This is a genomic window from Marinobacter bohaiensis (assembly GCF_003258515.1).
In the GTDB taxonomy this organism is placed as follows: domain Bacteria; phylum Pseudomonadota; class Gammaproteobacteria; order Pseudomonadales; family Oleiphilaceae; genus Marinobacter_A; species Marinobacter_A bohaiensis.
Genome location: NZ_QGEH01000001.1, coordinates 1,582,256 through 1,607,474 on the forward strand (window position 1 = coordinate 1,582,256; position 25,219 = coordinate 1,607,474).

General features: G+C 63.1%; 24 protein-coding genes. 14 read left to right on the plus strand and 10 right to left on the minus strand.

The genetic code is table 11. The annotated features are described in order from the left end of the window. Positions 1-11: 11 nt before the first annotated feature. Positions 12-869 carry an archaetidylserine decarboxylase gene (gene asd, locus DKK67_RS07050; RefSeq protein WP_111495681.1) on the minus strand — a complete coding sequence of 286 codons (858 nt, stop codon included), beginning with the start codon at positions 867-869 and terminating at the stop codon, positions 12-14. A gap of 5 nt (positions 870-874) precedes the next feature. After that, positions 875-1,690 carry a sulfurtransferase gene (locus DKK67_RS07055; RefSeq protein ID WP_111495682.1) on the minus strand — a complete coding sequence of 272 codons (816 nt, stop codon included), beginning with the start codon at positions 1,688-1,690 and terminating at the stop codon, positions 875-877. Between the two features lie 388 nt (positions 1,691-2,078). On the opposite strand from DKK67_RS07055, the gene motA reads away from it, so the two are divergent. After that, complete coding sequence (gene motA, locus DKK67_RS07060; protein ID WP_111495683.1) at positions 2,079-2,930, plus strand: flagellar motor stator protein MotA; 852 nt, start codon at positions 2,079-2,081, stop codon at positions 2,928-2,930. Positions 2,931-2,957: 27 nt separating this feature from the next. Further along, on the plus strand, positions 2,958-3,917 hold the full coding sequence (gene motB / locus DKK67_RS07065) for a flagellar motor protein MotB (protein WP_111495684.1): 960 nt from the start codon (positions 2,958-2,960) through the stop codon (positions 3,915-3,917). On the opposite strand, the gene rsgA is transcribed toward motB, so the two are convergent. After that, positions 3,918-4,961, minus strand: a complete 1,044-nt coding sequence (gene rsgA, locus DKK67_RS07070) for a small ribosomal subunit biogenesis GTPase RsgA (RefSeq protein WP_111495685.1) — start codon at positions 4,959-4,961, stop codon at positions 3,918-3,920. A gap of 137 nt (positions 4,962-5,098) precedes the next feature. Here rsgA and orn point away from each other — a divergent pair, with 137 nt between their 5' ends. After that, a complete protein-coding gene (gene orn, locus DKK67_RS07075) occupies positions 5,099-5,647 on the plus strand; it encodes an oligoribonuclease (protein ID WP_111495686.1) in 549 nt (182 codons plus the stop codon). Between the two features lie 17 nt (positions 5,648-5,664). On the opposite strand, the gene queG is transcribed toward orn, so the two are convergent. After that, positions 5,665-6,726 carry a tRNA epoxyqueuosine(34) reductase QueG gene (gene queG / locus DKK67_RS07080; protein ID WP_111495687.1) on the minus strand — a complete coding sequence of 354 codons (1,062 nt, stop codon included), beginning with the start codon at positions 6,724-6,726 and terminating at the stop codon, positions 5,665-5,667. 132 nt (positions 6,727-6,858) lie between these two features. On the opposite strand from queG, the gene DKK67_RS07085 reads away from it, so the two are divergent. The 11 genes from DKK67_RS07085 to DKK67_RS07135 all read left to right on the plus strand — a co-directional run bounded on the left by DKK67_RS07085 (position 6,859) and on the right by DKK67_RS07135 (position 20,336). Then, positions 6,859-8,418, plus strand: a complete 1,560-nt coding sequence (locus DKK67_RS07085) for an NAD(P)H-hydrate dehydratase (RefSeq protein ID WP_111495688.1) — start codon at positions 6,859-6,861, stop codon at positions 8,416-8,418. A 94-nt stretch (positions 8,419-8,512) separates the two neighbouring features. Further along, the gene (gene tsaE / locus DKK67_RS07090; RefSeq protein WP_111495689.1) at positions 8,513-9,043 is read left to right on the plus strand and encodes a tRNA (adenosine(37)-N6)-threonylcarbamoyltransferase complex ATPase subunit type 1 TsaE; all 531 of its coding nucleotides are present in this window, start codon (positions 8,513-8,515) and stop codon (positions 9,041-9,043) included. Positions 9,044-9,079: 36 nt separating this feature from the next. Then, complete coding sequence (locus DKK67_RS07095; protein WP_111495690.1) at positions 9,080-10,420, plus strand: N-acetylmuramoyl-L-alanine amidase; 1,341 nt, start codon at positions 9,080-9,082, stop codon at positions 10,418-10,420. A gap of 110 nt (positions 10,421-10,530) precedes the next feature. Further along, positions 10,531-12,459: a DNA mismatch repair endonuclease MutL gene (mutL, locus tag DKK67_RS07100; protein WP_111495691.1), complete on the plus strand. Its 1,929-nt coding sequence runs from the start codon at positions 10,531-10,533 to the stop codon at positions 12,457-12,459. 42 nt (positions 12,460-12,501) lie between these two features. Further along, a complete protein-coding gene (gene miaA, locus DKK67_RS07105) occupies positions 12,502-13,470 on the plus strand; it encodes a tRNA (adenosine(37)-N6)-dimethylallyltransferase MiaA (RefSeq protein WP_265735504.1) in 969 nt (322 codons plus the stop codon). Between the two features lie 186 nt (positions 13,471-13,656). After that, positions 13,657-13,908, plus strand: coding sequence for an RNA chaperone Hfq (gene hfq / locus DKK67_RS07110; RefSeq protein ID WP_111495693.1), 252 nt, complete (start codon positions 13,657-13,659; stop codon positions 13,906-13,908). Between the two features lie 139 nt (positions 13,909-14,047). Continuing rightward, the gene (gene hflX / locus DKK67_RS07115; protein WP_111495694.1) at positions 14,048-15,343 is read left to right on the plus strand and encodes a ribosome rescue GTPase HflX; all 1,296 of its coding nucleotides are present in this window, start codon (positions 14,048-14,050) and stop codon (positions 15,341-15,343) included. Between the two features lie 173 nt (positions 15,344-15,516). After that, a complete protein-coding gene (gene hflK / locus DKK67_RS07120; RefSeq protein WP_111495695.1) occupies positions 15,517-16,713 on the plus strand; it encodes an FtsH protease activity modulator HflK in 1,197 nt (398 codons plus the stop codon). Positions 16,714-16,715: 2 nt separating this feature from the next. Further along, positions 16,716-17,600: a protease modulator HflC gene (gene hflC / locus DKK67_RS07125; RefSeq protein WP_111495696.1), complete on the plus strand. Its 885-nt coding sequence runs from the start codon at positions 16,716-16,718 to the stop codon at positions 17,598-17,600. 212 nt (positions 17,601-17,812) lie between these two features. After that, positions 17,813-19,000 carry an ATP phosphoribosyltransferase regulatory subunit gene (locus DKK67_RS07130; RefSeq protein WP_111495697.1) on the plus strand — a complete coding sequence of 396 codons (1,188 nt, stop codon included), beginning with the start codon at positions 17,813-17,815 and terminating at the stop codon, positions 18,998-19,000. Between the two features lie 37 nt (positions 19,001-19,037). After that, positions 19,038-20,336 carry an adenylosuccinate synthase gene (locus DKK67_RS07135; RefSeq protein ID WP_111495698.1) on the plus strand — a complete coding sequence of 433 codons (1,299 nt, stop codon included), beginning with the start codon at positions 19,038-19,040 and terminating at the stop codon, positions 20,334-20,336. Between the two features lie 107 nt (positions 20,337-20,443). Here the strand turns inward: DKK67_RS07135 and cmoB are convergent, their stop codons facing one another. From cmoB to DKK67_RS07165, 6 genes are all read right to left on the minus strand, one after another. Beyond that, positions 20,444-21,430: a tRNA 5-methoxyuridine(34)/uridine 5-oxyacetic acid(34) synthase CmoB gene (cmoB, locus tag DKK67_RS07140; RefSeq protein ID WP_111495699.1), complete on the minus strand. Its 987-nt coding sequence runs from the start codon at positions 21,428-21,430 to the stop codon at positions 20,444-20,446. A 16-nt stretch (positions 21,431-21,446) separates the two neighbouring features. Further along, complete coding sequence (cmoA, locus tag DKK67_RS07145) at positions 21,447-22,214, minus strand: carboxy-S-adenosyl-L-methionine synthase CmoA (RefSeq protein ID WP_111495700.1); 768 nt, start codon at positions 22,212-22,214, stop codon at positions 21,447-21,449. Next, positions 22,207-22,578 (minus strand): kinase, encoded by a 372-nt coding sequence (locus tag DKK67_RS07150; protein ID WP_111495701.1) that lies wholly within the window; start codon positions 22,576-22,578, stop codon positions 22,207-22,209. The genes cmoA and DKK67_RS07150 overlap by 8 nt, the downstream gene beginning before the upstream one ends. Before the next feature lie 2 nt (positions 22,579-22,580). Next, positions 22,581-23,594 (minus strand): serine/threonine protein kinase, encoded by a 1,014-nt coding sequence (locus DKK67_RS07155; RefSeq protein WP_111495702.1) that lies wholly within the window; start codon positions 23,592-23,594, stop codon positions 22,581-22,583. Positions 23,595-23,664: 70 nt separating this feature from the next. Further along, positions 23,665-24,087 carry a hypothetical protein gene (locus tag DKK67_RS07160; protein WP_111495703.1) on the minus strand — a complete coding sequence of 141 codons (423 nt, stop codon included), beginning with the start codon at positions 24,085-24,087 and terminating at the stop codon, positions 23,665-23,667. 97 nt (positions 24,088-24,184) lie between these two features. Then, the gene (locus DKK67_RS07165) at positions 24,185-25,108 is read right to left on the minus strand and encodes a DMT family transporter (RefSeq protein ID WP_162628773.1); all 924 of its coding nucleotides are present in this window, start codon (positions 25,106-25,108) and stop codon (positions 24,185-24,187) included. Positions 25,109-25,219: the final 111 nt, after the last annotated feature.

The window sequence follows — 25,219 nt, forward strand, 5'->3', positions numbered from 1 at the left end:
CGCCCGCCCGATCAGTCGTCGCGCTGGCCGATGGGGCGTCCCATACGCAGGACGGTTTCGGCCTGCAGGTTATCCGACCAGCTCATGCTGTTTTTGGGCATCAGCAGGACGACGGTTGAGCCCAGGCGGAAACGGCCCATTTCCTCGCCCTTTTCGAATCGGATCGGCTCTTCCGCCGAATAGTCCACGCTGCTGACCTTGCCGGTGCCGGGCGCGACGACGCCCGCCCAGGTGGTTTCCACGCTACCAACAATCATGGCGCCCACCAGCACCATCGCCATCGGCCCCCATTCGGTATCGAAAATCGCCGCCACGCGCTCGTTGCGGGCGAACAGGTTGGGCACGTTGGCGGCGGTGACCGGGTTGACCGAGAACAGGCGGCCGGGCACGTACACCATTTCCCGCAGCGTGCCTGCCAGCGGCATGTGGATGCGATGGTAATCCTTGGGAGCCAGATAGATGGTGGCAAACTGGCCGTCCTCGAACGGGGCGGCGCGCTCGGCATCGCCGCCGAGCAGCTCGTTCAGGCTGAAGGTCTGTCCCTTGGCCTGGAATACCCGCCCGTCGGCGATCGTGCCCAGTTGGCTAATGGCGCCGTCCACCGGGCTGGTCATCACGCTCGCATCGTCATCCACCGGGCGCAGGCCGGGCTTGAGCGCGCGGGTAAAGAAGTCATTGAAGCTGGCGTAGGCGGCTGGGTCGGCATCGACCGCCTCGGACATGTCCACGCCATAGCGCTCGATGAACCAGCGCACGACCCGGTCCTTGAGTGCCGGAACCCGGTCGTTGTCTGCCAGGCGTCCGGCCAGCCGGGACAGGCCGAGCTGGGGCGCCAGGTACTGGCTCATGACAAAGAGCTTTTCTTGCATCGGGATTACGTCTCCACGGGAGTATCGGGGTGGTTGCCCCATTCGGCCCAGGATCCGGCGTAGGCGCGGACCTTCGGGTAACCGAGGTATTTGGCAACCAGGTAAGTCAGGCCGGACCGGTGGTGGGTCTGGCAGTGAGTGATCAGTGTTCGGGATGGCTTGAAGCCGTGCTGTTCCAGCAGTTCACGCAGTTCGGCATCGGGCTTGAGTCGCAACTCCCGGGTGGTGTCCATCAACTGGGTCCACTCCAGGTTGTGCGCACCCGGTATGTGTCCCGCCTTGGCGGCGGCGATGCGCTGACCGTAGTATTCCCCGGGCGAGCGCGCGTCCCAGATGACCTGGTCCGGGGAGTCGAGTCCCTTGAGTACTTCGTCCAGCGTGGCCGTTGGTTCCGGGCGGATGATGATCGGGTAGTGGCCAGGCTGCGGATCCGGTACGTCGGTGGTCAGCTCGCGCTCCTCCGCCTGCCAGGCCAGCCAGCCACCGTTCAGGTAGCTGGCGTGCTCGTGACCGATGCAGTCCAGCAGCCAGATAAAACGACCGGCCCAGCCACCGCCTTCGTCGTCGTACACCACCACGGGTTTGTCGGGCGTCAGGCCGATCCGGGCGGTCAGTTCCTGCAGGGCTTCCACCGTGGGCAGCTTGCCCGGCGCCGGCGGGTAGCCCAGCAGCGTTTCCTGGGGATGCACATAGACCGCACCCGGAATGTGGCCGCTGGCGTAGCGCTCCGGATGGCACAGGTCGATGATGAGGATGTCCTCCTCGTTATCGATCAGTGACGCCAGGGTGTCTGTTTCAATCACCAGGGGCAGGTCGGGCATGGTTGCTCTCGCAGTCCGTATCGTTGGTCAGTGATGCGGCATCTTAACAGATTGGCGACGAGTCGCGGGGGGAGGATAGACCGGGTTGTGCAGGGGCGCATTTTTCGCGCTCAATGCCGGCTCTTGCTATGATTCTGAAAAATTTCCGGTCCAACGGACGCTCAAGCTGGCGCCGTTCGTGCCGATATGCAGGAAAGTGCTGGAATGGCTCCGGAATCTTTTTCGACATTCCGGGGGCTCCTCAACAGGCGCCAGGGCACGACCGGTGTCAGCGGGGCCGGCGTTCACCTTTCCCGTCAAATCGTATCCGCGTGCCAGGGGCTGAATCCCGGCAGTACCGGCTATCGGGCCGGGCGGGCAGGCTAGTAATAGAGGCAGTTAGCAGCAAATGGCATTAATCCTCGGTGCAATCATAGTCGCGGCCAGTGTGCTGGGCGGTTTTGTGCTGTCCAAGGGGCAGCTGATGGCCCTGTGGCAGCCGCTCGAAGTGCTGATCATCTTCGGCGCGGCCATCGGCGCCTTCATCATTTCCAACCCGATGCACACCATCAAGGAAACGATTTCCGGGATGCTGCGGTTGCTGACCGGTTCGCCCTTCAACAAGGCCTTCTACCTGGATCTGCTCAGTCTGCTCTACGACCTGTTCGACAAGTCGCGCAAGCAGGGCGTAATGGCCATCGAAGAAGACATCGATAATCCCGGTGAAAGCCAGATCTTCACCAGCTATCCGGCGGTGATGAAGTCGAAGAAACTACTGAATTTCATTACCGACTACATGCGCATCATCAGCTCCGGCAACATGGCGCCCCACGAACTCGAAGGGTTGATGGACAAGGAGCTGGACAATCGCGAGCATGAGTTGCACGAGCCGTCCCACGCCGTCGCCAAGGTGGCGGACGCCCTGCCAGGGCTGGGGATCGTGGCGGCCGTGCTGGGCATCGTGATCACCATGAGTCTGCTGGGCGGTCCGCCGGAGATGATCGGTCAGAAGGTGGCCGCGGCGCTCGTCGGTACCTTCCTGGGGATCTGGATGGGCTATGGCTTTGTCGGGCCCACCTCCACCGCTATGGAACACCAGGCCCAATACGAACTGCGCGCCTACGAATGCGCCAAATCCGCCATCCTGGCGACGGTCGCCGGGCAGGCGCCGCAGATGGCCATCGAGTTTGGCCGTAAGGCGCTGCCCAGTGACAAACGGCCGGAGTTCCAGGAGCTCAACGATCATGTCCGCTCCAAGTAAGCCGCTGGCTGGTTACTGAGGTTCGCCGTGGAAGAACAGCCGATCATCGTCAAACGGGTCAAGAAGGTTTCCGGCGGCCATCACGGTGGCTCCTGGAAGGTAGCCTTTGCCGACTTCGCGACGGCCATGATGGCCTTCTTCATGGTGATGTGGCTCACCATGACCGCGACGCCGGAAGAGAAACAGGCCATTTCCGGCTACTTCAAGGATCCGGTGGGTTTCACCGAGGCGGCCAGTCGCAATCCCATCGATCTGGGCGGCAGTGCGTCTGTGGTTGATGCGTCCACGGCCGATGTCGCCGACTCCGAGATTCGTCTGGAAGACCAGACCATCGAGGAGTTGGCGGATACCCTGGAGCAGCGCCAGATGCAGGAACTCTTCCAGGATCTCCAGGAGCAGATCGAGAGCAGCGAGACCCTGCAGAAGTTCAAGGATCAGCTGCTGATCGATATCACCGACGAAGGGCTGCGAATCCAGATCGTCGACCGCTCCCAGCGTCCCATGTTCGACAGTGGCAGTGCGCGCCTGAAGTACTACTCGCAGGATATCCTGTTCGAACTGGCCAAGCCGCTGGGCCAGGTCCAGAACAAGCTCAGCATCACCGGTCACACGGACGCCACACCGTTTGTGGGTCGTCCCGGCTACACCAACTGGGAGCTGTCGGCCGATCGCGCCAACACTGCCCGGCGCGCGCTGGTGGCCGGCGGTGTGCGCTCCGAGCAGATCGGGCGGGTGGTCGGGCTGAGCGATTCGGTGCTGTTCGACAAGGACAAGCCGCGGGCGCCGGTCAATCGCCGCATCGCGATCATCGTCCTCAACAACAAGACAGTGCAGGAAATGCAGTCGGATTCCGGTGCCGATGCGCAGCCGGTCATCGACCTGACCGAGCCGTCCGAAGCCGAGTCCGACGCGGCCCTGGACCAGCTCAGGTCAGGCGATTGGTACGATCCCCAGCCCGAGGCCGATCCCGACGAGGTGAACTGGTAGTCAGCCGGGCTGCTGCCAGTCCGAATTCTCCATTTCCGTATAGATGCGGCGGAAGCTCTGCATACGCTCCGGGCTGATGTCGCCCCTGGCTTCGGCTTCCAGCAGGGCGCAGCCGGGTTCGGCCTGATGCCGGCAGTTGCGGAAGCGGCAGGTGCCGATCAGCGGCCGGATTTCCCGGAAGCCGTACTCCAGGTGCTCCGGATCCATATGCCAGAGACCAAACTCGCGGATGCCCGGTGAGTCGATCAGGTCGCCGTTGTCCAGGTGAAACAGGCGGGCGGTGGTCGTGGTGTGTACGCCCTTGCCGGTGCTTTCGGACACGTCGCCCACGCGAATGCTGTTGTCCTGCAGCAGACGGCGAATGATGGACGATTTCCCCACGCCCGACTGGCCGACGAACACGCTGGTTCGGTCCTTCAGCAGACGCTCAATGGTGGAATCCTCTTCCGGGGCATGGTGCACCGAAGTCTGCTCGACCTGGTAGCCCAGTCCCCGATAGCGCTCCAGCAGGGCATTGATCGCCGAGCGATTGTCGTCGCTGAGCAGGTCCGTCTTGTTGAGCAGCAGGACGGGGGTGATGTCGCAGTTCTCCGCCGCCACCAGATAGCGGTCGACCAGGTTGTCGTGCGGCTCCGGTTCCGGCGCGATGACCAGGATGATGTGATCGATGTTGGCGGCGACGGGCTTGAGCTGGCCAAATTTGTCAGGGCGTTGCAGCAGGCTGTCCCGGTCCTGGAGCGCGACGATAACGCCCAGGTCGTCGGCACCGGGGCGCCAGATCACGCGGTCGCCGGTGACCAGCGGGCCCAGATTGGTGCGCACGTGGCAGCGGGTGATCTCGCCGCGCTGCTCGCCTTCAAGCACTTCCACGTCGATCTGTTTGCCGAAGTGAGCAATGATCAGCCCGCTTTGCTCGTCCCCCAGCTCGCCCGACTGCAGTTTGCGGTCAATGTCCCGTTCCCTTCGTGAAGCGCGGGCGGCGCGCTCTTTCTGGATTTTCTCGATGCGCCATTTCTGCTGCTTGTTGAGCCGACGTTTTGCCATGGGTCGTGTCTTTGCCTGCTGGAGTTTCTGCCTGTCTGGCTAAATGTGCCATCATTGGCAGCCTGGTTGGCGCCGATTATACGGGGCCAGCGCCCGGCAATCACACCGTATTACCCAAATCTGCAGGAGTAACCATCATGGCCGCAGCCGATCGACTGGTCTGGATCGATCTGGAAATGACCGGGCTCGACCCGGATCAGGAACGGATCATCGAAATCGCCACCATCGTGACCGATTCCGACCTCAATACGATCGCCGAGGGACCGGTGCTGGCCATTAACCAGCCGGACAGCCTGCTCGACAGCATGGATGAGTGGTGCACGCGGACGCACGGCGAAAGCGGTCTGACCCAGCGGGTCAAGGAAAGCGATCTGTCGGAGGCGGACGCCGAGCGCCAGACGATTGATTTCCTTGAGCAGCACCTCGAAGCGGGTCAATCCCCCCTGTGCGGCAATAGCATCGGCCAGGACCGCCGCTTCCTGGTGCGCTACATGCCGGCCCTGGAGGCTTTTTTCCACTATCGCAACCTGGACGTGAGCACCATCAAGGAGCTGGCCCGCCGCTGGCGTCCGGACGTCCTGGCGGGGGTGAAAAAGAAGGGGACTCACCTGGCCCTGGATGACATCCGCGACTCCATTGACGAGCTGCGGCATTATCGTGAACAGTTCTTCCGTCTGGAACCGTAATCGACGTCAGCGGCGCCTCAGTCAGCAACCCCATGCCGCCTGAGCGCCCAGTGCACATGCTCCCGAACCAGTTCCGAGGGATGGCTGGCCCTGTGTTTCAGCGCCTCGATCACCGGAATGGTTGACGGGGCGTTGCCCAGCCCCACCGCCAGGTTGCGCAGCCAGCCCTCGTAGCCCGTGCGGCGGATGGCCGAGCCTTCGGTGCGCTTGAGGAAATCCGCCTCGGTCCACAGGAACAGTTCTGCCAGCTCGCTGTTGTCCAGGTGGTGTCGGGGCTGGAAGTCGTCCTTGTCGCTGGGCTTGCTGAACTTGTTCCAGGGGCAGACCAGTTGGCAGTCGTCGCAGCCGAATACGCGGTTGCCCATCAGCGGGCGCAGTTCTTCCGGGATGGATCCTTTCAGCTCGATCGTCAGATAGCTGATGCAGCGTCGGGCATCCAGTTGGTGCGGGCCGACGAAGGCGTCCGTAGGGCAGACCTGGAGGCAGGCGGAGCAGCTGCCGCAGTGTTCGGTCGCAAACGGTGGGTCCACCGGCAGGGGCGCGCTGGTAAAGATCTCGCCAAGAAAGAAAAACGAGCCCGCCTTGGGATTGATCAGCATCGTGTTCTTGCCGATCCAGCCCAGACCCGCGCGCTGTGCCAGAGCGCGTTCCAGTACCGGGGCGCTGTCGACGAAGGCGCGATGCTGGTGACCTTCCAGGGCGTCGTCGATACGCTTGGCGAGTTGCGCCAGGCGTTTGCGAATCAGCTTGTGGTAGTCGCGCCCGAGGGTGTAGCGGGACAGATAGGCCTTTTCCGGATTCTTCAGGATCCGGGCGGGGCTGTCCGGTGATGGCAGGTAATCCATGCGCAGGGAAATCACCCGTGCGGTGCCCGGTACCAGCTCCGCGGGGGTATAGCGCTTGCGGCCATGGTCGGCCATATAGCTCATTTCGCCGTGACGCCCCGCCGCCAGCCAGCGCTGCAGGTGCGCGCCATGCTCGCCGGTTTCCGGGTGGGTGATGCCCACGGCCTGGAAGCCGAGTTCGTTCGCCCAGTCATGTATTTGCCGGGCGAGGCTGTCGAGACTTTCGGTTAACATTGATTAAGTTATGACCTTTTGAATCGTTTTGCTATGCTTAACAGTCATCTGGCCCGATGACTTCAACCGGATTCTGTCCCGGGGCGCACAGAAATCCCGGCGGCCGCATTGACGACCCAAGGAAAGAGGCCCATGAGCGCGACGGCTACCGCCAGTTTACCAGACAGACTCTACGCTGCGGATGGTGTACAGGCTCTGGATCGCTGTGCCATCGACGAGCATGGGGTGCCCGGTTACGACCTGATGCAGCGTGCGGCCCGCAGCGCCTTTCGTCAGTTGGTCCGGCACTGGCCGCTGGCCCGCTCGGTACTGGTGTTGTGCGGCGCCGGCAACAACGGCGGCGACGGTTACCTCGTCGCTGACGCGGCGCACCGCCAGGGGTTTTCGGTTCGCTGCGTGGCGGTCTCCGATCCGGCGCGCCTGAAAGGCGACGCGCGCACGGCCTTCGAATCCGCCACCGCCAACGGCGTTAGCCTGACTCAGTGGGGGCGGGACGCTGACGCCGACCAACTGGACGACTGGCTGAAGCAGGCGGACGTGACGGTGGATGCCCTGTTGGGTACGGGTATTACCGGTCCCTTGCGGGCGCCCTTCGATCAGGTGATCGCCTGCGTTCGCCGCAGCGGTTGCGCGGTCCTCGCGGTGGACGTGCCGTCCGGCCTGGATGCCACCAGCGGCTGGATTGAGACCGATGCGGTGGAAGCAACGGCGACCGTCACCTTTATCGGACTCAAGGCGGGGCTGCTGACCGGTCGAGGGCCGGACGTCTGCGGCGACCTGGTTTTTGATGATCTGGGGGTTCCCGGGGCCATCTATGATGCGGTGCCGGCCATCGCGCAGCGGGTGGACTGGAACCGGGTCGCCGGTCATTTGCCCGCCCGGCGACGGGGCGCCCACAAGGGGGATTGCGGCCGCCTTCTGGTGGTGGCCGGGGATCAGGGCTTTGGCGGGGCAGGCCTGCTCGCGGCCGAGGCTGCGGCCCGCACCGGAGCTGGTCTGGTGACGCTGGCAACCCGCGCCGACTATGTGGGCGCAGCCCTGGCTCGCTGCCCCTCGCTGATGGTTCGAGGGGTGGAGCACGGCAACGAACTGGCGCTGCTGGTTTCCGGTGCCGATGTCATTGTGTTCGGACCGGGTGCCGGTCAGGGTGCCTGGGGCCAGCAGATGCTGCAGCAGGTACTGACTTTCGATGGCCCGCTGCTGGTGGACGCCGATGGCCTGAACCTGATGGCCAGTCGCGCCGTCGAGCCACGTGACAACTGGATTCTGACGCCACATCCGGGGGAAGCGGCCCGGCTGCTGGAGTGCGATAACCGCGCCATTGGCTGCGATCGCCTGGCGGCGGTCAACGCGCTACAGGCGCGCTATGGCGGCGTTGCGTTGCTCAAGGGGGCCGGCACGCTGGTCCAGGCCGATGCCTTGGATCTTCCGGTGTTGGTACAGGGTGGTAATCCGGGTATGGCCACCGGCGGGATGGGTGACGTGCTTTCCGGTATCATTGGCGCCCTGGTGGCTCAGGGGGTGCCTGCCGCGCAGGCTACGGTGCTCGGCGCCAGCCTGCACGCCGAGGCGGCGGACCGTGCTGCCCTGGAAAAAGGGTTCATGGGCCTGTTGCCGATGGACCTGATCGACCGACTGCCGTCGGTGTTGGGCGAAGCCGAGGGCGTGCTGCTTCCGCTGGGTTATCAGTAGCCGGGAGTAGCCGGATGCCAGTGGCTGGATCGGCGACGCGAAACGAATGATTATCAACGTTGACGAAGAGGGCCGGGCAGGCCGAAGAGGTTGAATGGCTGTGACAGGGGTGGACAAGACACCCGCCGGTGAGGCGGTCGTAACCGTCCGTCTGGCGGACGAGGCGGCGACACAGCGTCTGGGTGCTTTGATGGCCGGAATCATCGGCGCGTCCGGCGAGGGCTGCGTGTTGCACCTGAGCGGCACGCTGGGGGCGGGCAAAACCACCTTCAGTCGAGGCTTTATTCAGGCCATGGGCCATGAAGGCGCGGTGAAGAGCCCGACCTACACGCTGGTGGAGCCCTACGACACCCTGCAGCCGCCTGTTTATCACTTCGATCTGTATCGGCTGGGTGACCCCGAAGAGCTTGAGTACATGGGGATCCGGGACTACCTGCGGGATCAGGTGATCTGCCTGATCGAATGGCCCGAGCAGGGTGAAGGCGTGCTGCCGGCGGCGGATTGCGCCATCAGCCTGGCGGTAGCGGGTAGCGGCCGGGAAGCGAAACTGGTGGCGGCGTCGGCCCGTGGCCGACGCCTGCTTGAGGCTGTCGGCGGAGCAATCTCCGCACACCGGCCCGACTGACCGAACGACAAGGAACGCAGCAGAGTGAAGACTGAAATGCGGCACATCCTCGACAGGACGGTTCCATGGCTACTGGCCGGGCTGCTGAGCCTGGCCGGCACCGCTCAGGCGCAGACCCGCGTGGAAGGCGTTCGCATCTGGCCGGCGCCCGACCATACGCGGCTGGTGCTCGATATGGGCGGCGAGGTGGATCATTCCATCTTTTCGCTGGCGAATCCGTCTCGCCTGGTGATTGACATCAAGAACACCCGACTGGAAACCAGCTTCGGCAAGCTGGACCTGTCCGGTAGCCCGATCCAGCGCATTCGCAGTGCCCCACGCCATGGTGATGACCTGCGCGTGGTGCTGGACCTCAAGCGCGACGTCAAACCACGCAGCTTCCAGTTGGAGCCCAACGCCGAGTACGGAAACCGCCTGGTAGTGGACCTGATCCAGGAAGGCGCCGAACGCAACGAGCCGTCCAAGCCGGTGTTGTCGGAGAACCGTGATGGCAAGCGCGATATCATCGTCATGATCGACGCCGGCCACGGCGGGGAGGATCCCGGCGCGAGCGGCCCCAGCGGCACCCACGAGAAGGATGTGGTCCTTCCCCTGGCGCGCAAGCTCAAGGCGATTATCGATGCCCAGCCGGGCTTCACCGCACGTCTGACCCGGGATGGCGACTACTACATTGGGCTGCGTCAGCGGATCTTGCTGGCCCGCAAGCAGAATGCCGACCTGTTCGTGTCGATCCACGCCGATGCGTTCCGTACGCCGCAACCGCGTGGGGCCTCGGTGTTTGCTTTGTCCCGCCGTGGCGCCACCAGTGAAACCGCACGCTGGCTGGCCCGCAACGAGAACCGTTCCGACCTGATCGGCGGGGTTGGCGGCGTATCGCTGGACGACAAGAACGAGGTTCTGGCCGGTGTGCTGCTGGACCTGTCCATGACCGCCAGCATCAATGCCAGCGTCGGGGTGGGGGACCACGTCCTGAAGAATCTGGGGCATGTGGCCAGGCTGCACAAGCATGGCGTTGAACAGGCGGCGTTCGTGGTGCTCAAGTCGCCTGACATCCCGTCGATCCTGGTGGAAGCCGGGTTTATTTCCAACCCGCAGGAAGAGCGCAACCTGAAGTCGGCGGCCTATCGCAGCAAGCTGGCCCACGCGATCTGGGAAGGCGTTGACTCCTATTTCCGCGATACGCCGCCGCCTGGGACACTGCTGGCCTGGGAGAAGCGGAACGGGCAGGGGATGGCGTCCTATCGCATCCAGCGGGGCGATACCCTCTCCGCCGTGGCGCGCCGCAACGCCACGACGGTCAACCGCATCAAGGAGTTGAATAACCTGTCCAGCGATCAGGTGATGGTCGGTCAGACGATCAAGATCCCGGCGTCCTGAAGCGGGATCTCCGCGCCCCGCATCGAGACCCTGAGACAGGACGCCCGTCTCTGTTATCATGACGCGCTTACGCCACCGACCCATGCCACTGACAGAGGCGCCGCGTCCCCATGTCCGAAATCCGACTGCTCAGTCCCCGTCTCGCAAACCAGATCGCCGCCGGTGAGGTCGTCGAACGTCCGGCGTCGGTGGTCAAGGAGCTGGTTGAGAACGCCCTGGACGCGGGAGCCGACCGTGTCGAGGTTGAAGTGGAGCAGGGCGGCGTCAAGCTGATCCGCGTGCGCGATACGGGTGTTGGTATTGCCGAGGCAGAGCTGCCGCTGGCGTTGAGCCGGCACGCCACCAGCAAGATCGCTGACCTGGACGATCTGGAAGCGGTGGCGTCGCTGGGTTTTCGCGGTGAGGCACTGGCCAGTATCAGTTCGGTCTCCAGGCTGTCGCTGACGTCGCGTACGGTGGATACCGAAGCCGCGTGCCGGGTGGAAGTCGAAGGGCGTGATATGGATGCCCGGGTATCGCCGGCCGCCCATCCCGTGGGCACCACTGTCGAGGTGCGGGATCTTTTCTTCAACACACCGGCGCGACGCAAGTTCCTGCGGACCGAAAAGACCGAGTTCGGGCATATCGAGGAGTGCGTCCGCCGTCAGGCGCTGGCGCGCTTCGAGACCGGTTTCACCCTGCGTCATAACCAGCGCGGCATTCAGAGCCTGCGCCCGGCCATGACGCCGCTGGACCGTGAGCGCCGGATCGGCTCCCTGTGCGGTCAGCAGTTTATCGACAACGCCGTGGTCATCGACGCCGAGGCGTCCGGGCTGCGTCTGTGGGGGTGGGTGGCGCTGCCCACCTTTTCCCGCAGTCAATCGGACTTGCAGTATTTCTTCGTCAACCATCGGGTGATCCGCGACCGGCTGGTGGCCCACGCGGTGCGCCAGGCCTACCGGGACGTGCTCTACAACAACCGGCACCCGGCGTTCGTGCTTTATCTGGAACTGGATCCGGCCAACGTGGACGTCAACGTCCATCCCACCAAACATGAGGTGCGCTTCCGTGATGGCCGGCTGGTGCACGACTTTATCTTCCGCACGCTGCATCGGGCGCTGGGTGAAGTTAAACCACAGGATCATATGCATGGCGCGGTCGCCCAGTCGTTGAGCCGCGAGGCGACCTATGGCGGTGCCGCTCCTGCTGGCGGCGAAGGCGCTGCAGCGCCGGTAAGTCATTCCCCGGCCGGATTCGGTGGCAATGGCAACGAGGGCATTGGCTACCACGCCGGTCAGCAACGGCCGGTGGGCTGGCAGTCGGACGACCAGATGGCGTTCTACCAGTCCCTGAACGGTGGCGGCGGCATGACGTCGGCGACGCCCGCCGAGGCAGGCGTCCAGGCCAGCGTTGCCGAGGCGCCCGCACCGTTCACGGCGCAGCCAGCGCCGACGCCACCGCAATCCGATGGCACCGAACCACCGTTGGGCTACGCCATTGCCCAGTTGCACGGCATCTACATCCTGGCGCAGACCAGCCAGGGCATGATCGTGGTGGATATGCACGCCGCCCACGAGCGGATTACCTACGAGCGCATGAAAATCGCGCTGGACGCGCAGGATCTCAAGAGCCAGCCGCTGCTGGTGCCGCTGACCCTGGCCGTAAGCCAGCGCGAGGCCAGCATCGCCGAATCGCACGTCGACGAGCTGCAAGCGGTGGGGCTGCAGATAGAGCGCATGGGACCGGAAACCCTGGTGGTGCGCCAGATCCCGGCGCTGCTGCGGGGCGCGGACACCGAGCAACTGGTGCGGGATGTGGTGTCGGACCTGGTGGAGCACGGCCAGTCGGATCGGGTCAAGGCCGTGACCAACGAACTGCTGGGGACCATGGCCTGTCACGGTTCGGTGCGGGCCAATCGCCAACTGACCATTCCCGAGATGAACACCCTGCTGCGCGACATGGAGGCCACGGAACGCAGTGGCCAGTGTAACCACGGTCGTCCGACCTGGACCCTGGTCACCCTGGGTGAGCTGGACAAGCTCTTCCTGCGCGGACGCTGACCCATGCCGACTGACCCATCGCTACCCCCGGCGATTTCCCTGATGGGGCCGACGGCGGCCGGCAAGACCGACCTTGCCCTGGCCCTCTGCCAGGTTCTCCCGTGCGAGATCATCAGTGTCGACTCGGCCATGATCTACCGCGGCATGGATATTGGCACGGCCAAACCCAGCACCGAGGAACTGGCGCAGGCGCCGCATCGCCTGATTGATATCTGCGATCCGGCCGATACCTATTCGGCCGCCGACTTTCGCACCGATGCCCTGCGCGAGATGGATGAGATCACGGCCCGGGGCCGCATTCCACTGCTGGTGGGCGGCACCATGATGTATTTCAAGGCGCTGCTGCACGGGATGTCCGATCTGCCGTCAGCGGACCCGGCGCTGCGGCGTCAACTTGAGGCGCGGGCCGAAAGCGAGGGCTGGGCGGCTCTGCATGAGGAACTTCGTCAGAAAGACCCGGTCGCAGCAGAGGCGATTCATCCGAATAACCGGCAGCGGGTCTTGCGCGCGTTGGAGGTGGTGCTGCTCACCGGGCAACCCATTTCCGCCGCCTGGGCCGCCGACCGTGGTACGTCCGGGGACGTGGATTACCCGTATTTAACGCGTTGGCAGGCAGACGATTCAGGGGCGCTTCCGTATAATGTTATCCAGCTATCGATTGCGCCGGGCAATCGATCGGTGCTGCACGAGCGAATCCGGTTGCGCTTCGGCAAGATGCTGGATATGGGGTTTGCTGATGAGGTGAGAGCGCTCAGGCGCCGGCCGGATCTGCACCCCGGGTTGCCGTCCATTCGCTGTGTCGGTTATCGCCAGGCCTGGGCCTGGCTGGATGGGGAGGTGGATTACGACACCTTTGTCGAAAAAGGCGTCGCCGCCACCCGGCAGTTGGCCAAGCGTCAACTGACCTGGCTGCGCAAATGGCCGGATGTGGCCTGGATCGACAGTGAGGCGTCAGGTTCTTTGAAGCGCGCCTTGAAAATCCTCGAATCCCGCACCACATTGATTAAGTGACCGGCGCTCAATGAGCTCCGTTCGCCCAGCCGGCTTCGAAACAGCCGGCGCCCATTGATCAGCCCCGACAGGAAGCGTGCCGACAGTCGGGATTGATCGGGAGTCCGCCGGCAGGTGGTTTTCGCAACGGAACTCCGCTTCTTCTAATACCAGACGATCTGCGATTAAAAAAACAGGAGAATTAACATGTCAAAAGGGCATTCTTTACAAGACCCTTACCTCAATGCACTGCGCAAGGAGCGCATTCCGGTTTCCATCTTCCTCGTCAACGGGATCAAGCTTCAGGGCCAGATCGAGTCATTCGATCAGTTCGTGATCCTGCTGAAGAATACGGTAAGCCAGATGGTGTACAAGCATGCCATTTCCACGGTCGTGCCTGCCCGTAATGTTCGTATTCCGCAACAAAGTGCCGTTGGCGAGGGTGAAGGCGAAGCCTGATCCCCTCGACCAATGCGACGGCAGCCGGCATGCCTGATGGTGCCGGCTGCCTTCCTTATATGCCCGCAATCTGCCACAGTGGGCCTCCCGGCCCAGGCTGGGCTATCCTAATTGCAAATCTTTCCGGAGAACCATCTCCTTGTTTGAGCGTCCTGACGTCGGTGAGCGCGCTGTCATCGTTCACGTCGAATTTTCATCACACAACGAATCCGAGGATCTGGGAGAATTTACCGAACTGGTACGGTCGGCCGGCGTCGAGACGGTCGACACGGTAACCGGCTCCCGCAATCAACCCAGCCCGCGCCTGTTTGTCGGTGAAGGCAAGCTCGACGAGATTCGTGCGGCCATTCACGGCGCCGAGGCGGACGTTGTTCTGTTTAATCATGCCCTCAGCCCCAGCCAGGAGCGTAACCTGGAGCGGGAACTCAAGTGCCGTGTGCTGGACCGCACTGGCGTGATTCTCGATATCTTTGCCCAGCGTGCCCGCACCCATGAAGGCAAGCTGCAGGTGGAGCTGGCGCAACTGGATCACATGGCCACCCGGCTGGTTCGGGGCTGGACTCACCTGGAGCGACAGAAAGGCGGTATCGGCCTGCGCGGTCCGGGTGAAACCCAGCTGGAAACCGACCGTCGACTGCTGCGCGCGCGCATCAAGGCGATCCACAAGCGCCTCGACAAGGTTCGTCGCCAGCGTAACCAGGGGCGTCGTGCGCGCAAACGGGCGGATATTCCAACCGTCTCCCTGGTGGGCTACACCAACGCCGGCAAGTCCACGCTGTTCAACCACATCACCACCGCGTCGGTTTATGCCGCGGACCAGTTGTTCGCCACGCTTGACCCGACCCTGCGTCGCCTTGAACTGCCGGATATCGGGCCGGTGGTCATGGCCGACACGGTGGGTTTCATTCGCCACCTGCCACACAAGCTGGTCGAAGCCTTCCGGGCGACCCTTGAGGAAACCACCGAAGCGTCGTTGCTGCTGCATGTTATTGATTGCGCAGACGAACGTCGGGATGAGAATATCGAGCAAGTGGAAGATGTCCTGCTGGAAATCGGTGCTCATGAGGTCCCGGTGCTCCAGGTCTTCAACAAGATCGATCTGCTGGACGATTTCACGCCGCGTGTCGACCGCAACGAGGATGGCGTACCGGTTCGTGTCTGGGTATCGGCCATGACCGGCGCCGGCATCGAGCAACTGTTCGATGCGGTGGTCGAGCGCCTGGCGGAGGATATCCTGCAGTTCTCGATACTGCTGGGACCGCGGGATGGTAAGCTGCGGGCACTGCTACACGAGGCCGGCAGCGTACTCAGTGAAGAGTACCTGGACAACGGCGACGCCCAGGTTGAAGCACGCCTTGAATCCCGGGACTGGCATCAGCTGCTGAGTCGGGCCGGTGTCAGCCCGGACGAGATTCGCTATGCCTCGGTCGACTGATCGCCGTATATAACGAATTATCGCGAATAACGGACACAGCCTAGAAAAGACAACGTACAAGTAGGGGAGCCGCAGCGTAAAAGCCGCGAGGTTCCGGGCTGTTGGTGTTGCCCGGGGCCGCATTAATCCCTAGTATTTGCAGCCATTCGATGAGATTGCGAACGGAGAGCATTATGGCCTGGAATGAACCGGGTGGTAACCGGAATGACAACGATCCCTGGGGCAGCGGGGGCCGGCGCGGTGGCGACCAGGGGCCACCCGACCTGGACGAAGCGCTGCGCAAGGGGCTGGACAAGCTCAATAAGCTGCTTGGTGGCAAGAAGGGCGGCGGCATGTCCGGCGGTTCCGGCAACGGCGGAAGCAGCAGCGGCTTTGGTGCCGTGCTGGCGATTCTGGGCATCCTGATCGTCGGCTACGTGGTTTACCAGTCGTTCTACACGGTCGACGAGCAGGAGCGGGCTGTTGTGCTGCGCTTCGGCAAGTACCACACCACCGAAAACCCGGGCCTGCGTTTCAAGGTCCCCGTCATTGATAACGTCACCAAAGTCCGCGTCACCAACGTCCGGACAGCCGAATCCCAGGGGCAGATGCTGACCCAGGACGAGAACCTGGTGTCCGTTGACCTGCAGGTCCAGTACCGGGTGGAGAACGCCCGCGATTACGTGCTGAACGTGCGCGATTCCAACCAGGCTCTGGCGTTTGCGACCGACAGTGCCCTGCGCCACGAAGTGGGCAGTGCCGGCCTGGACGAAGTCCTGACCGAGGGGCGTGCCGCTCTGGCGATTAACGTCGAACAACGCCTGCAGAACTTCCTGCAGAGCTACGGTACCGGCCTGCAGATCGTCAAGGTGAACGTCGAGAGCACCCAGCCGCCGTCCGCGGTCCAGGAAGCTTTCCGCGAGGTACAGCGGGCCAAGGAAGACGAGCAACGTCTTGTCGAGGAAGCGGAAACCTACCGCAACAAGGTGGTTCCCGAGGCTCGCGGTCGCGCCCAGCGCATGATCGAGGAGGCCAATGCCTACAAGGAAGAAGTGATCGAGAAGGCCAATGGTGAGACTGCCCGCTTTGTGCAATTGCTGAACGTCTACCAGCGGTCACCTTCGGTCACCCGTGATCGTATGTACCTTGATACCATGCAGAACGTGTTCGCCAATACCAGCAAGGTGCTGGTCAACACCGAGAACAGCAACAACATGATGTACCTGCCGTTGGACCGTCTGGTTGGCCAGCGCAGCAACACTGACAGCAGCAGCGCCGCCAGCTCGTCCGATGTATCCGGTTCCAATACCGATATCGACCAGCTGACTGATCAGGTGCTGGATGAGATCCGGCTGCGTAGCAACAACTCAAGTGTGCGGAGGGGGCGTTAATCATGAGTCCTAAAGCTGTTCTCGGACTGGCCGGCGCGCTGATTGTTGTGCTGATCGTGTCGTCCAGTGTGTACATCATCCCGGAAACCCATCGCGGCGTGCTGCTGCGTTTCGGGGAGCTGATTGAAACCGACATTCCGGCAGGCCTGCACTTCAAGGTGCCGGTGATCGACCAGGTGCGGGAATTCGACGTGCGGGTCATGACCAATGACCTGCCGGCGCGTCAATACCTGACCATCGAGAAAAAACCGCTGGACGTGGATTCCTACATCGCCTGGCGCATCCAGGACGTGGACCAGTACTACCGCGCGACCGGCGGCGATGAGCTGAACGCCATTTCCCTGCTGTCTTCACGGGTCGACAACGGCCTGCGTGACGAGTTCGGTGTGCGTACGATGCACGAAGTGGTGTCCGGCCAGCGTGATGAGCTGATGGAGAAGCTGGTCACCCGCATCGACGAGACCCTGATCGACGAACTGGGCGTCAAGGTTCTGGACATTCGGGTCAAGGCCATCGAGCTGCCGCAGTCGGTCAGCGAAAACGTCTACCGCCGCATGCGCACCGAGCGCGAGAAGCTGGCGCAGGAGTTCCGCTCCCGCGGTCGCGAGCTGGCCGAAGGCATCCGCGCCGACGCCGACCGCCAGCGTACCGTGGTGCTGGCGGAGGCCTATTCCAAGGCGGAAACCACTCGTGGTGAAGGCGATGGCGAGGCGGCGAGCATCTACGCCGATGCCTATCAGGCGGACGAAGAGTTCTACCGTTTCTATCGCAGCCTGACGGCCTACGAGAAGACGTTTACCAACAAGGATGACATCATGGTCATCGACTCCAACAGCGATTTCATGCGCTATATGGAGAACCTGCAGGGTACCGGGGCTAACCGGTAAGCCTGAGGTCGATATGAAAACCGGAGTGCCAGTGCGCGCTCCGGTTTTTTTGTGCCCGGCAAATGTGTAGAATTGCCGGGTTTTGTGGTCCTTTTCCTGTAAGGCCCATCGACATCCTGCTGCGACCCGCCTGATGGCTGGACAGAGCGGCAGGACCCCCTAAATTCTGTAGCCTGTACCTGCGGGCAAAAAGAACGGATTTTTAGCGACTCATGACAGCATCCGACCGCTGGTTACTGCCTGATGGTGTGGAGGATATCCTGCCGCCACTGGCGGGCAGAATCGAATCCCTGCGTCGAGAGCTCATGGATACGTACCAGCGCTGGGGTTTCCAGCTGGTCATCCCGCCTCTGATCGAGTATCTCGAATCCCTCTTCACCGGAACCGGCAACGACCTGGCCCTCCAGACCTTCAAACTGACGGATCAACTGACCGGGCGTATGATGGGTGTACGTGCCGATATGACGCCCCAGGCTGCGCGTATTGATGCGCATACCCTGCGTCAGGACGGCGTGACACGCTTATGCTATGCCGGGCATGTCCTGCACACGCGTCCGCAGCACATGCTGACCGGTCGCACGCCAATCCAGGCCGGTTGTGAATTGTTCGGCAGTGCCACGGCCGCGGCGGACGAAGAAGTCATCCGCCTGATGCTGGAGACCTTGCGTATTGCGGGTATTCCGAAGGTACACCTGGATCTGGCGCACGTGGCGATCTATCAGTCACTGATTTCCGATGCGGATCTGGACCGGGACACCGAACGTGCCATTTTCGACGCCATGCGTCGCAAGTCCATTCCTGAGCTGGACGAGCTGTTGGGCGATAGCCAGGGCGGCACGCCGGCGGCTCGCTTGCGCGCCCTGGCCCGGCTGAGTGGCGGCGTTGAGGTGCTGGACGAGGCGCGGACGGTGCTGAGCGGTGCCTCCGAGGCAGTCCTGCACGCGCTGGATGAGTTGACTCGTATGGCCGATGCGCTGGCAGCTGCGTTCCCGGAAGTCGAATTGGGCTTCGATTTCTGTGAACTGCGGGGATACAACTATCACACCGGGCTGGTGTTCGCGGCCTACGCGCCGGGGCACGGTCAGGCGGTGGCCCAGGGCGGGCGTTATGACGCCATCGGCCGCGATTTCGGCCGGCCGCGCCCGGCTACCGGCTTCAGTGCCGACGTCCGGGCCCTTGTGGCCTTGGGGCAGCGTGCCGATCGGGGCGAGCGCGACGTGATCTGGGCACCGGTCAGCGACGATCCGGAGCTTGCCACGGCAGTCGCCGAGTTGCGCCGGACCGAGACAGTGCTGCAGGCGCTGCCGGACGATTCAGACGCGTCTCCGGCAGCCCGTGGCTGTCGCCGACAGTTGGTAAAACGTGACGGCCAGTGGGTCGTCGAGTCTTTAAACGGATAAGGGCGTCCGCGTCAGCCGGACGAAATGAGAGAGCATCATGGGTAAGAACGTCGTCGTACTCGGCACCCAGTGGGGTGATGAAGGCAAGGGCAAGATCGTGGACCTGCTCACGGACCAGGCGGCCGCGGTGGCCCGCTTCCAGGGCGGACACAATGCCGGCCACACGCTGGTCATCGAAGGCAAGAAGACGGCACTGCACCTGATTCCTTCCGGTATCCTGCGCGAACACGTCACCTGCCTGATCGGCAACGGCGTGGTGCTGTCGCCGGAAGCGCTGCTCAAGGAAGTTCGCGAGCTGGAAGACAGCGGTGTCGACGTACGCAGCCGGTTGCGCGTGAGTCTGGCGTGTCCGCTGATCCTGCCGACCCATATCCGCATTGACCTGGCTCGTGAAAAAGCCCGCGGTAACGACAAGATCGGCACCACTGGGCGTGGTATCGGGCCGGCCTACGAAGACAAGGTGTCCCGCCGTGGTCTGCGCGTCGGCGACCTGTGTGATCCGGCCAAGTTTGAAGCCAAATTGCGCGAGATCATGAAGTTCCATAACTTCGTGCTGACCGAATACTACGGCGAGGAGCCGGTGGACGTGGACCAGGCCCTGCAGGACCAGCTCAGGATGGGCGAGGAAATCCTGCCGATGGCCGCCGATGTCACCGATATCCTGCACGACCTGCGCAAGAAGGGTGAGCACATCATGTTCGAGGGCGCCCAGGGCTCCCTGCTGGACATTGATCTCGGCACCTACCCGTATGTCACTTCATCCAATACCACCGCGGGCGGTACCGCCACCGGCAGTGGTTTCGGTCCGCTGTTCCTGGACTACGTCCTGGGGATCACCAAGGCCTACACCACCCGCGTTGGTGCCGGCCCGTTCCCGACCGAGCTGTTCGACGACTTCGGTCGTCACCTGGCGGAGAAGGGCAACGAGTTTGGCACCACCACCGGTCGCGCCCGTCGCTGTGGCTGGTTCGATGCCGTGGCCCTGCGCCATGCTATCCAGATTAACAGCGTGTCCGGCATCTGCCTGACCAAGCTGGACGTGCTCGATGGCCTGGACACCGTCAAGGTGTGCGTCGGCTACAAGACCCCGAACGGCGAGATCCAGCGTCCGCCCATCGGCTGCGACGACTTTGCCGGTATTGAGGCGGTCTACGAGGAGCTGCCGGGCTGGAAGGAGAGCACTGTTGGGCTGACCAGCCTTGACCAGCTGCCGGAGAACGCCAAGGCCTACATCCGCTTCCTGGAACAGCAGATTGAGGCGCCCATCGACATCATCTCCACCGGTCCGGACCGCGTTGAGACCATCGTGATGCGTCATCCGTTCGGCGATAACTAAGGCGTCATTGGTGCCCTGCGGGGTACTGGAGTCACAACGAAAAAAGGCGAAGCGTTCTTGGCGCTTCGCCTTTTTTGTGTCCGCCAGACTGTGCCTGCCGGTCGGGGCTAACCCTTGCGGGCGACGATGGTAGCGCGCTTGGGTCCCGGGTACCCTTCCACTGTCAGGCTGGGGTCGTCCGGGTCGAGGAAATCCTGCAGTGACTGGAAACGCATCCAGTCGGTTGAGCGCTGCTCGTCGGTCGTGGTGACAGTGACATCCACCACCCGGGCGTCGCGGAAACCGGTGCGATCCAGCCAGCGCAACAAGGTGTCGCAACTGGGCAGGAACCAGACATTGCGCATCATTCCGTAACGATCCTCCGGCATCAGGCTGTAACCTTCCGGGCCGTCCACCACCAGGGTTTCCAGCACCAGCTCGCCGTTCGGGCGCAGCGTATCGCGCAGCTCCACCAGGTGATCCAGGGGAGCGCGGCGGTGATAGAGCACGCCCATGGAGAAGGTGGTGTCGAAGTATTCCAGTTTGCCGGGCAGGTCCTCCAGCCGGGCGGGCAGCATGTGCACGTCGGCGGCTTCCAGGTAGTTCTTGACGCTGAAGAACTGCATCAGGAACAGCAGTCCGGGGTCGACGCCAATGACCTGCTCGGCGCCTTCGCCGGCCATGCGCCAGCAGTGGTAACCGGAGCCGCAGCCCACGTCCAGCACCCGGCGGCCTTCCAGGTTGCTCAGGTAGGGCGCCACGCGGTCCCACTTCCAGTCCGAGCGCCATTCCGTATCAATACCCACGCTGAAAAAATCGAAGGGCCCCTTACGCCAGGGCATCAGTCCGCGCAAGCCGGCTTCGAGATCCTTCTGCTGGGTGGGATTCAATGGCCCGTCGGTCTTGAGTGTGACCGCCGGTGCATTGAGGTCGGCTTCCACGTTATGCAGGACCGGCAGCTGTGACAACGCGTCGTTCCAGCGTGCCAGATCGCCGTGAGGGTTGGTCTCGAAGCGTCGGTGCAGTTGATCGGCAATGCGGTTGGCCCAGTCCTCCTGGCCGCCGGATTCCAGGTCGGCAAGCAGAGGCTGAAAGCGATGTTTCCAGTCAAACACAGAGGGTTCTCCTAGCTCAGGGCGCCTTGAGCGCCAGCAGGGACACGAAATTGAAGCATTGATACCAGAGGGTGACCCGGTCGAAACCGGCGTCCAACAGGCGTTCGCGGTGCGTGGTGATGGTCTCTGGAATCAGCACCTGCTCGATGGCCGTGCGTTTCTGGCTGATTTCCAGGTCGGAGTAGCCGTTGGCGCGCTTGAAGTCGTGGTGCAGGTCCGTTTGCAGGGCCTGTTCCCAGTCCATCTCGAAGCGGATTTTCTCCGACAGGATCAGGGCGCCGCCGGGGCGCGTGGCGTTGGCGATGCGTTGCAGCAGGGCCGGGCGTCGCTCTGGCTCGACGAACTGCAAGGTGAAGTTGAGAGTGGTGACCGAGGCGTTTTCCAGCTCGCTCTCAAGAATGTCCTCGCAGCGCAGGTCCACCGGCGCGGGGTGGTCATCCAGGGCGATGAAGTGCTGCCCGCGCTCAATCATGTCGGCGGAGTTGTCGACCCCGATCACGCGGCAGCGGCGATCGCCGACGCCGTGGCGCATGGCCAGCGTGGAGGCGCCCAGCGAGCAGCCCAGGTCGTAACAGTGGCTGTCGTCCTGGGCGAAGCGCTCGGTGATGATGCCGATCATCGGGATGATCGTCGTGTAGCCGGGCACCGAGCGCCGGATCATGTCGGGAAAAACCCGCGCCACGGCGGCATCAAAGCGGAAGTCGCCGCCCTCGGAGCGGGCGTCGGTATAGATGCGGTCGGTTTCGAACAGCGGTTTTTGCTCCGGCTGGTCTGACTTACTCATCGCTGTTTCCGGCGGCGGTGCCGGTCTCCTTGGCTGGGGTGTCCGGGCGCGGCGCGGGATTGCAGTGAATGCCGCGATTCCTGTAATCCACCAGGACGCCTTTGAGGGTTGCGTCGGTGTCCGAGGCCACGGCCAGGTAGCCGCCGTGACATTCGGCGTGCAGCTGAGACGGTTTGGGCGACATGCGGTAGTCCTCCCTGGGGCCCACGTAGATCGCCTCGAATTCGCCCACCGGCACCCGCGCCTTGTCGTCGCTGTGCACGATCCGGCCGCTGAACTCCAGCGCCAGCACGGTCCCGAGGATGGATAGAGCCGCGACGACCAGCAGTGCACGAATGCTGAAGCGGCGTTCGTCGGCGGGCATGATCAGAAGGCTCCGGGCAGGCTGATGGCCGGCGCCTGGAGCGCGGCCAACTGCTCGCGCAGGGCGAGGATCTGATCGGACCAGAAACGCGGCTGACCGAACCAGGGGAAGAATTTCGGGAATGCGGGATCGTCCCAGCGGCGTGCCAGCCAGGCGGCGTGACCGATCTGGCGGTAACAGCGCAGCGGCTCGATCAGGAAGCGTTCCCGACGGTTGAAATCGCGGAAGGTTTCGTAGCCTTCCAGTAGCTCGCCGAACTGCAGGGACTGCTCGCGTTCGTCGCCGTTGAGCAGCAGCCACAGGTCCTGGATGGCCGGACCCTGGCGGCAGTCGTCCATGTCCACGAACAGCATCTGCTCGTCGCGCACCAGGATGTTGCCGGCGTGGCAGTCGCCGTGCAGGCGCAGCGTGTCCACCGGGCCGGCTTCGTCAATGCGGGCGCGGCAGGCGGCCATCAGGTCGGGAATCAGGGAGTCCCAGGCCGGGCGCAGGTCGTTGGGAATCAGGCCGCTTCCGGTCAGATAGGCGCTTTTTTCCTCCAGGCCCTGCAGGATATCCAGTGTCGGGCGTGACTCGAAGTCGCATCGGGTGCCTACATTGTGCAGTTGGCCCAGCCACTGGCCCAGACGCCAGAGCATGTCCGGTTCGCTGGTATCCGGGGCCTGTCCGCCCCGCTGCGGGAACACGGCGAAGAGGAAGCCGTTATGCTCTGCCAGCGTCTTGCCGTTGGCCAGCTCTAGTGGGGCGACGATCGGCACCTCCGCTTCGACCAGTTCACACGAAAAGCGGTGTTCTTCCTCGATCTGCGCGCGGGTCCAGCGCCCGGGACGATAGAACTTGGCCACCACCGAGGGGGCGTCCTCGACACCCACCTGGTAGACGCGGTTTTCGTAGCTGTTAAGCGGGAAAATCCGGCCGTTGATCCAGAAACCGGCTTCCTCCATGGCGTCCAGCAGGACGTCAGGCGTCAGGTCGTCGTAGGGGTGTCCGGATGCAGGTGATCCACTGTCAGACATAGTTCCAGCCGCTTGGGATTCAGGGAGCGCAATATACCACAGCTCCCCGCTTCACTCAGCCCGTGGCGATTCAGTGGATGAGGGGCTCGTCGCGGTGCATTCGCTGGAGGTGATACCAGTTTTTGTCGAGTTCCCAGCGAATCCGGTCAACGCGGCTGTCGGCCAGGACCAGATTTCCGGCATGGGCCTGAAGATGGGCAAATTCCCGCTCGGCGCGTTGCCAGTCCCGGTGATTGTCGCCCAGGGCTCGCATGCCGGGAAACAGGGTACGTAAGGCTTCCTGGGTGCTGACCTCGAAGGAACGCGGCGAGCTCATGATGGCGGTATCGCCATCCACCCGCAGCACGCGGAATAGGTAGGGGTAGCTGTTGAGCTTGGGATCCGCCTGCAGGTGGTTGTTCAGTGAAATGACCTCCATGCCGCGCCAGCCCAGCCAACCGACGAATATCGCCGCCACCAGCATCACGATCAGGAACTGTTTGCTGTCCGACATAGGTACTGCAACTCCCTGCAAGGTACGCCTTCGGAGGCGAGGTCAACGCCGATTCTGGCCCCAGTATAACCGCTTTGCGGAAACCTGCGAATGCGACTTATCGCGTCAGCCGATCCGCCACCGCTTCCGTGCGCGACCGCCGGGACGCCGCCACCAGCCCCGCCAGCACCAGGACGCCACCGGCCAGATGATAGGACTCGATGCTCTCGCCCAGGGCCGGCACGGCAATCAGCGCCGCGAAAACCGGGATCAGGTAGGCGAAAAGCCCGGCAACCCCCGGACCCAGCGTGCGAACCCCGTTATTCCACATGAAATACGCCGCAACCGAGGGCAGCGTGCCGACGTAGAGCAGCGCCAACAGGTTGCCGGTGCTCAGGGCAAAGCCGCCCTTGTCATGGACTTCCCACAGGTAGAACGGCAGGATCATCGGTGTACCCAGGGTGATCAGCACGCAGAGCAGTGGAAATAGCGGGACCGATAGCGGCCAGCGCTTGAGCAGCACCGAGTAGAGTGCCCAGCTGCTGATCGACAGGATCATCAGCAGGTCGCCGGGGTTGAAGTCCAGGCCCAGCAGGGTATCCAGGTTGGCGCGTGTGAGGATCGTTAGCACGCCGCAGAAAGCGAGGATCAACCCCGTCAGTTGCATCCGGTGGGGCAGGGTGCGCAGGATCAGTGCCGAGAACAGCACGATCATCAGGGGCATGGTAGAGCTGACCAGCGCGATGTTGATGGCCCCGGTGCTTTGTGCCGCCAGGTACAGGATGGTGTTGTAGGCGCCGACGCTGAAAAAGGCGAGGGCGATTACCTTGGGCCAGTTGGCAAGCAGTTCCTGCCGGTAGCGGAGCACAGCCTGTATCGTGAACGGCAGCAGATAGACGGTGGGAATCATCCAGCGCCAGAACGACAGGGCGAACGGCGGAATGCTTTCGGACGTTCCCCGGGCGACCAGCGCGTTACCGGCCCAGAAGAACGTCGTCATAACCAGGCCGGCGATGGCCAACTGGCGGGATGAAGGTTGCACGGATCCTCCTTGTATTATGTCCTTGTAGGAAGACCGAGCATGGTAGCACTCTCCAGGGGTTGCGCCGACAATCGGGTAGCCGTTGTATGGAATGGTCACAGAGGTGCCGGG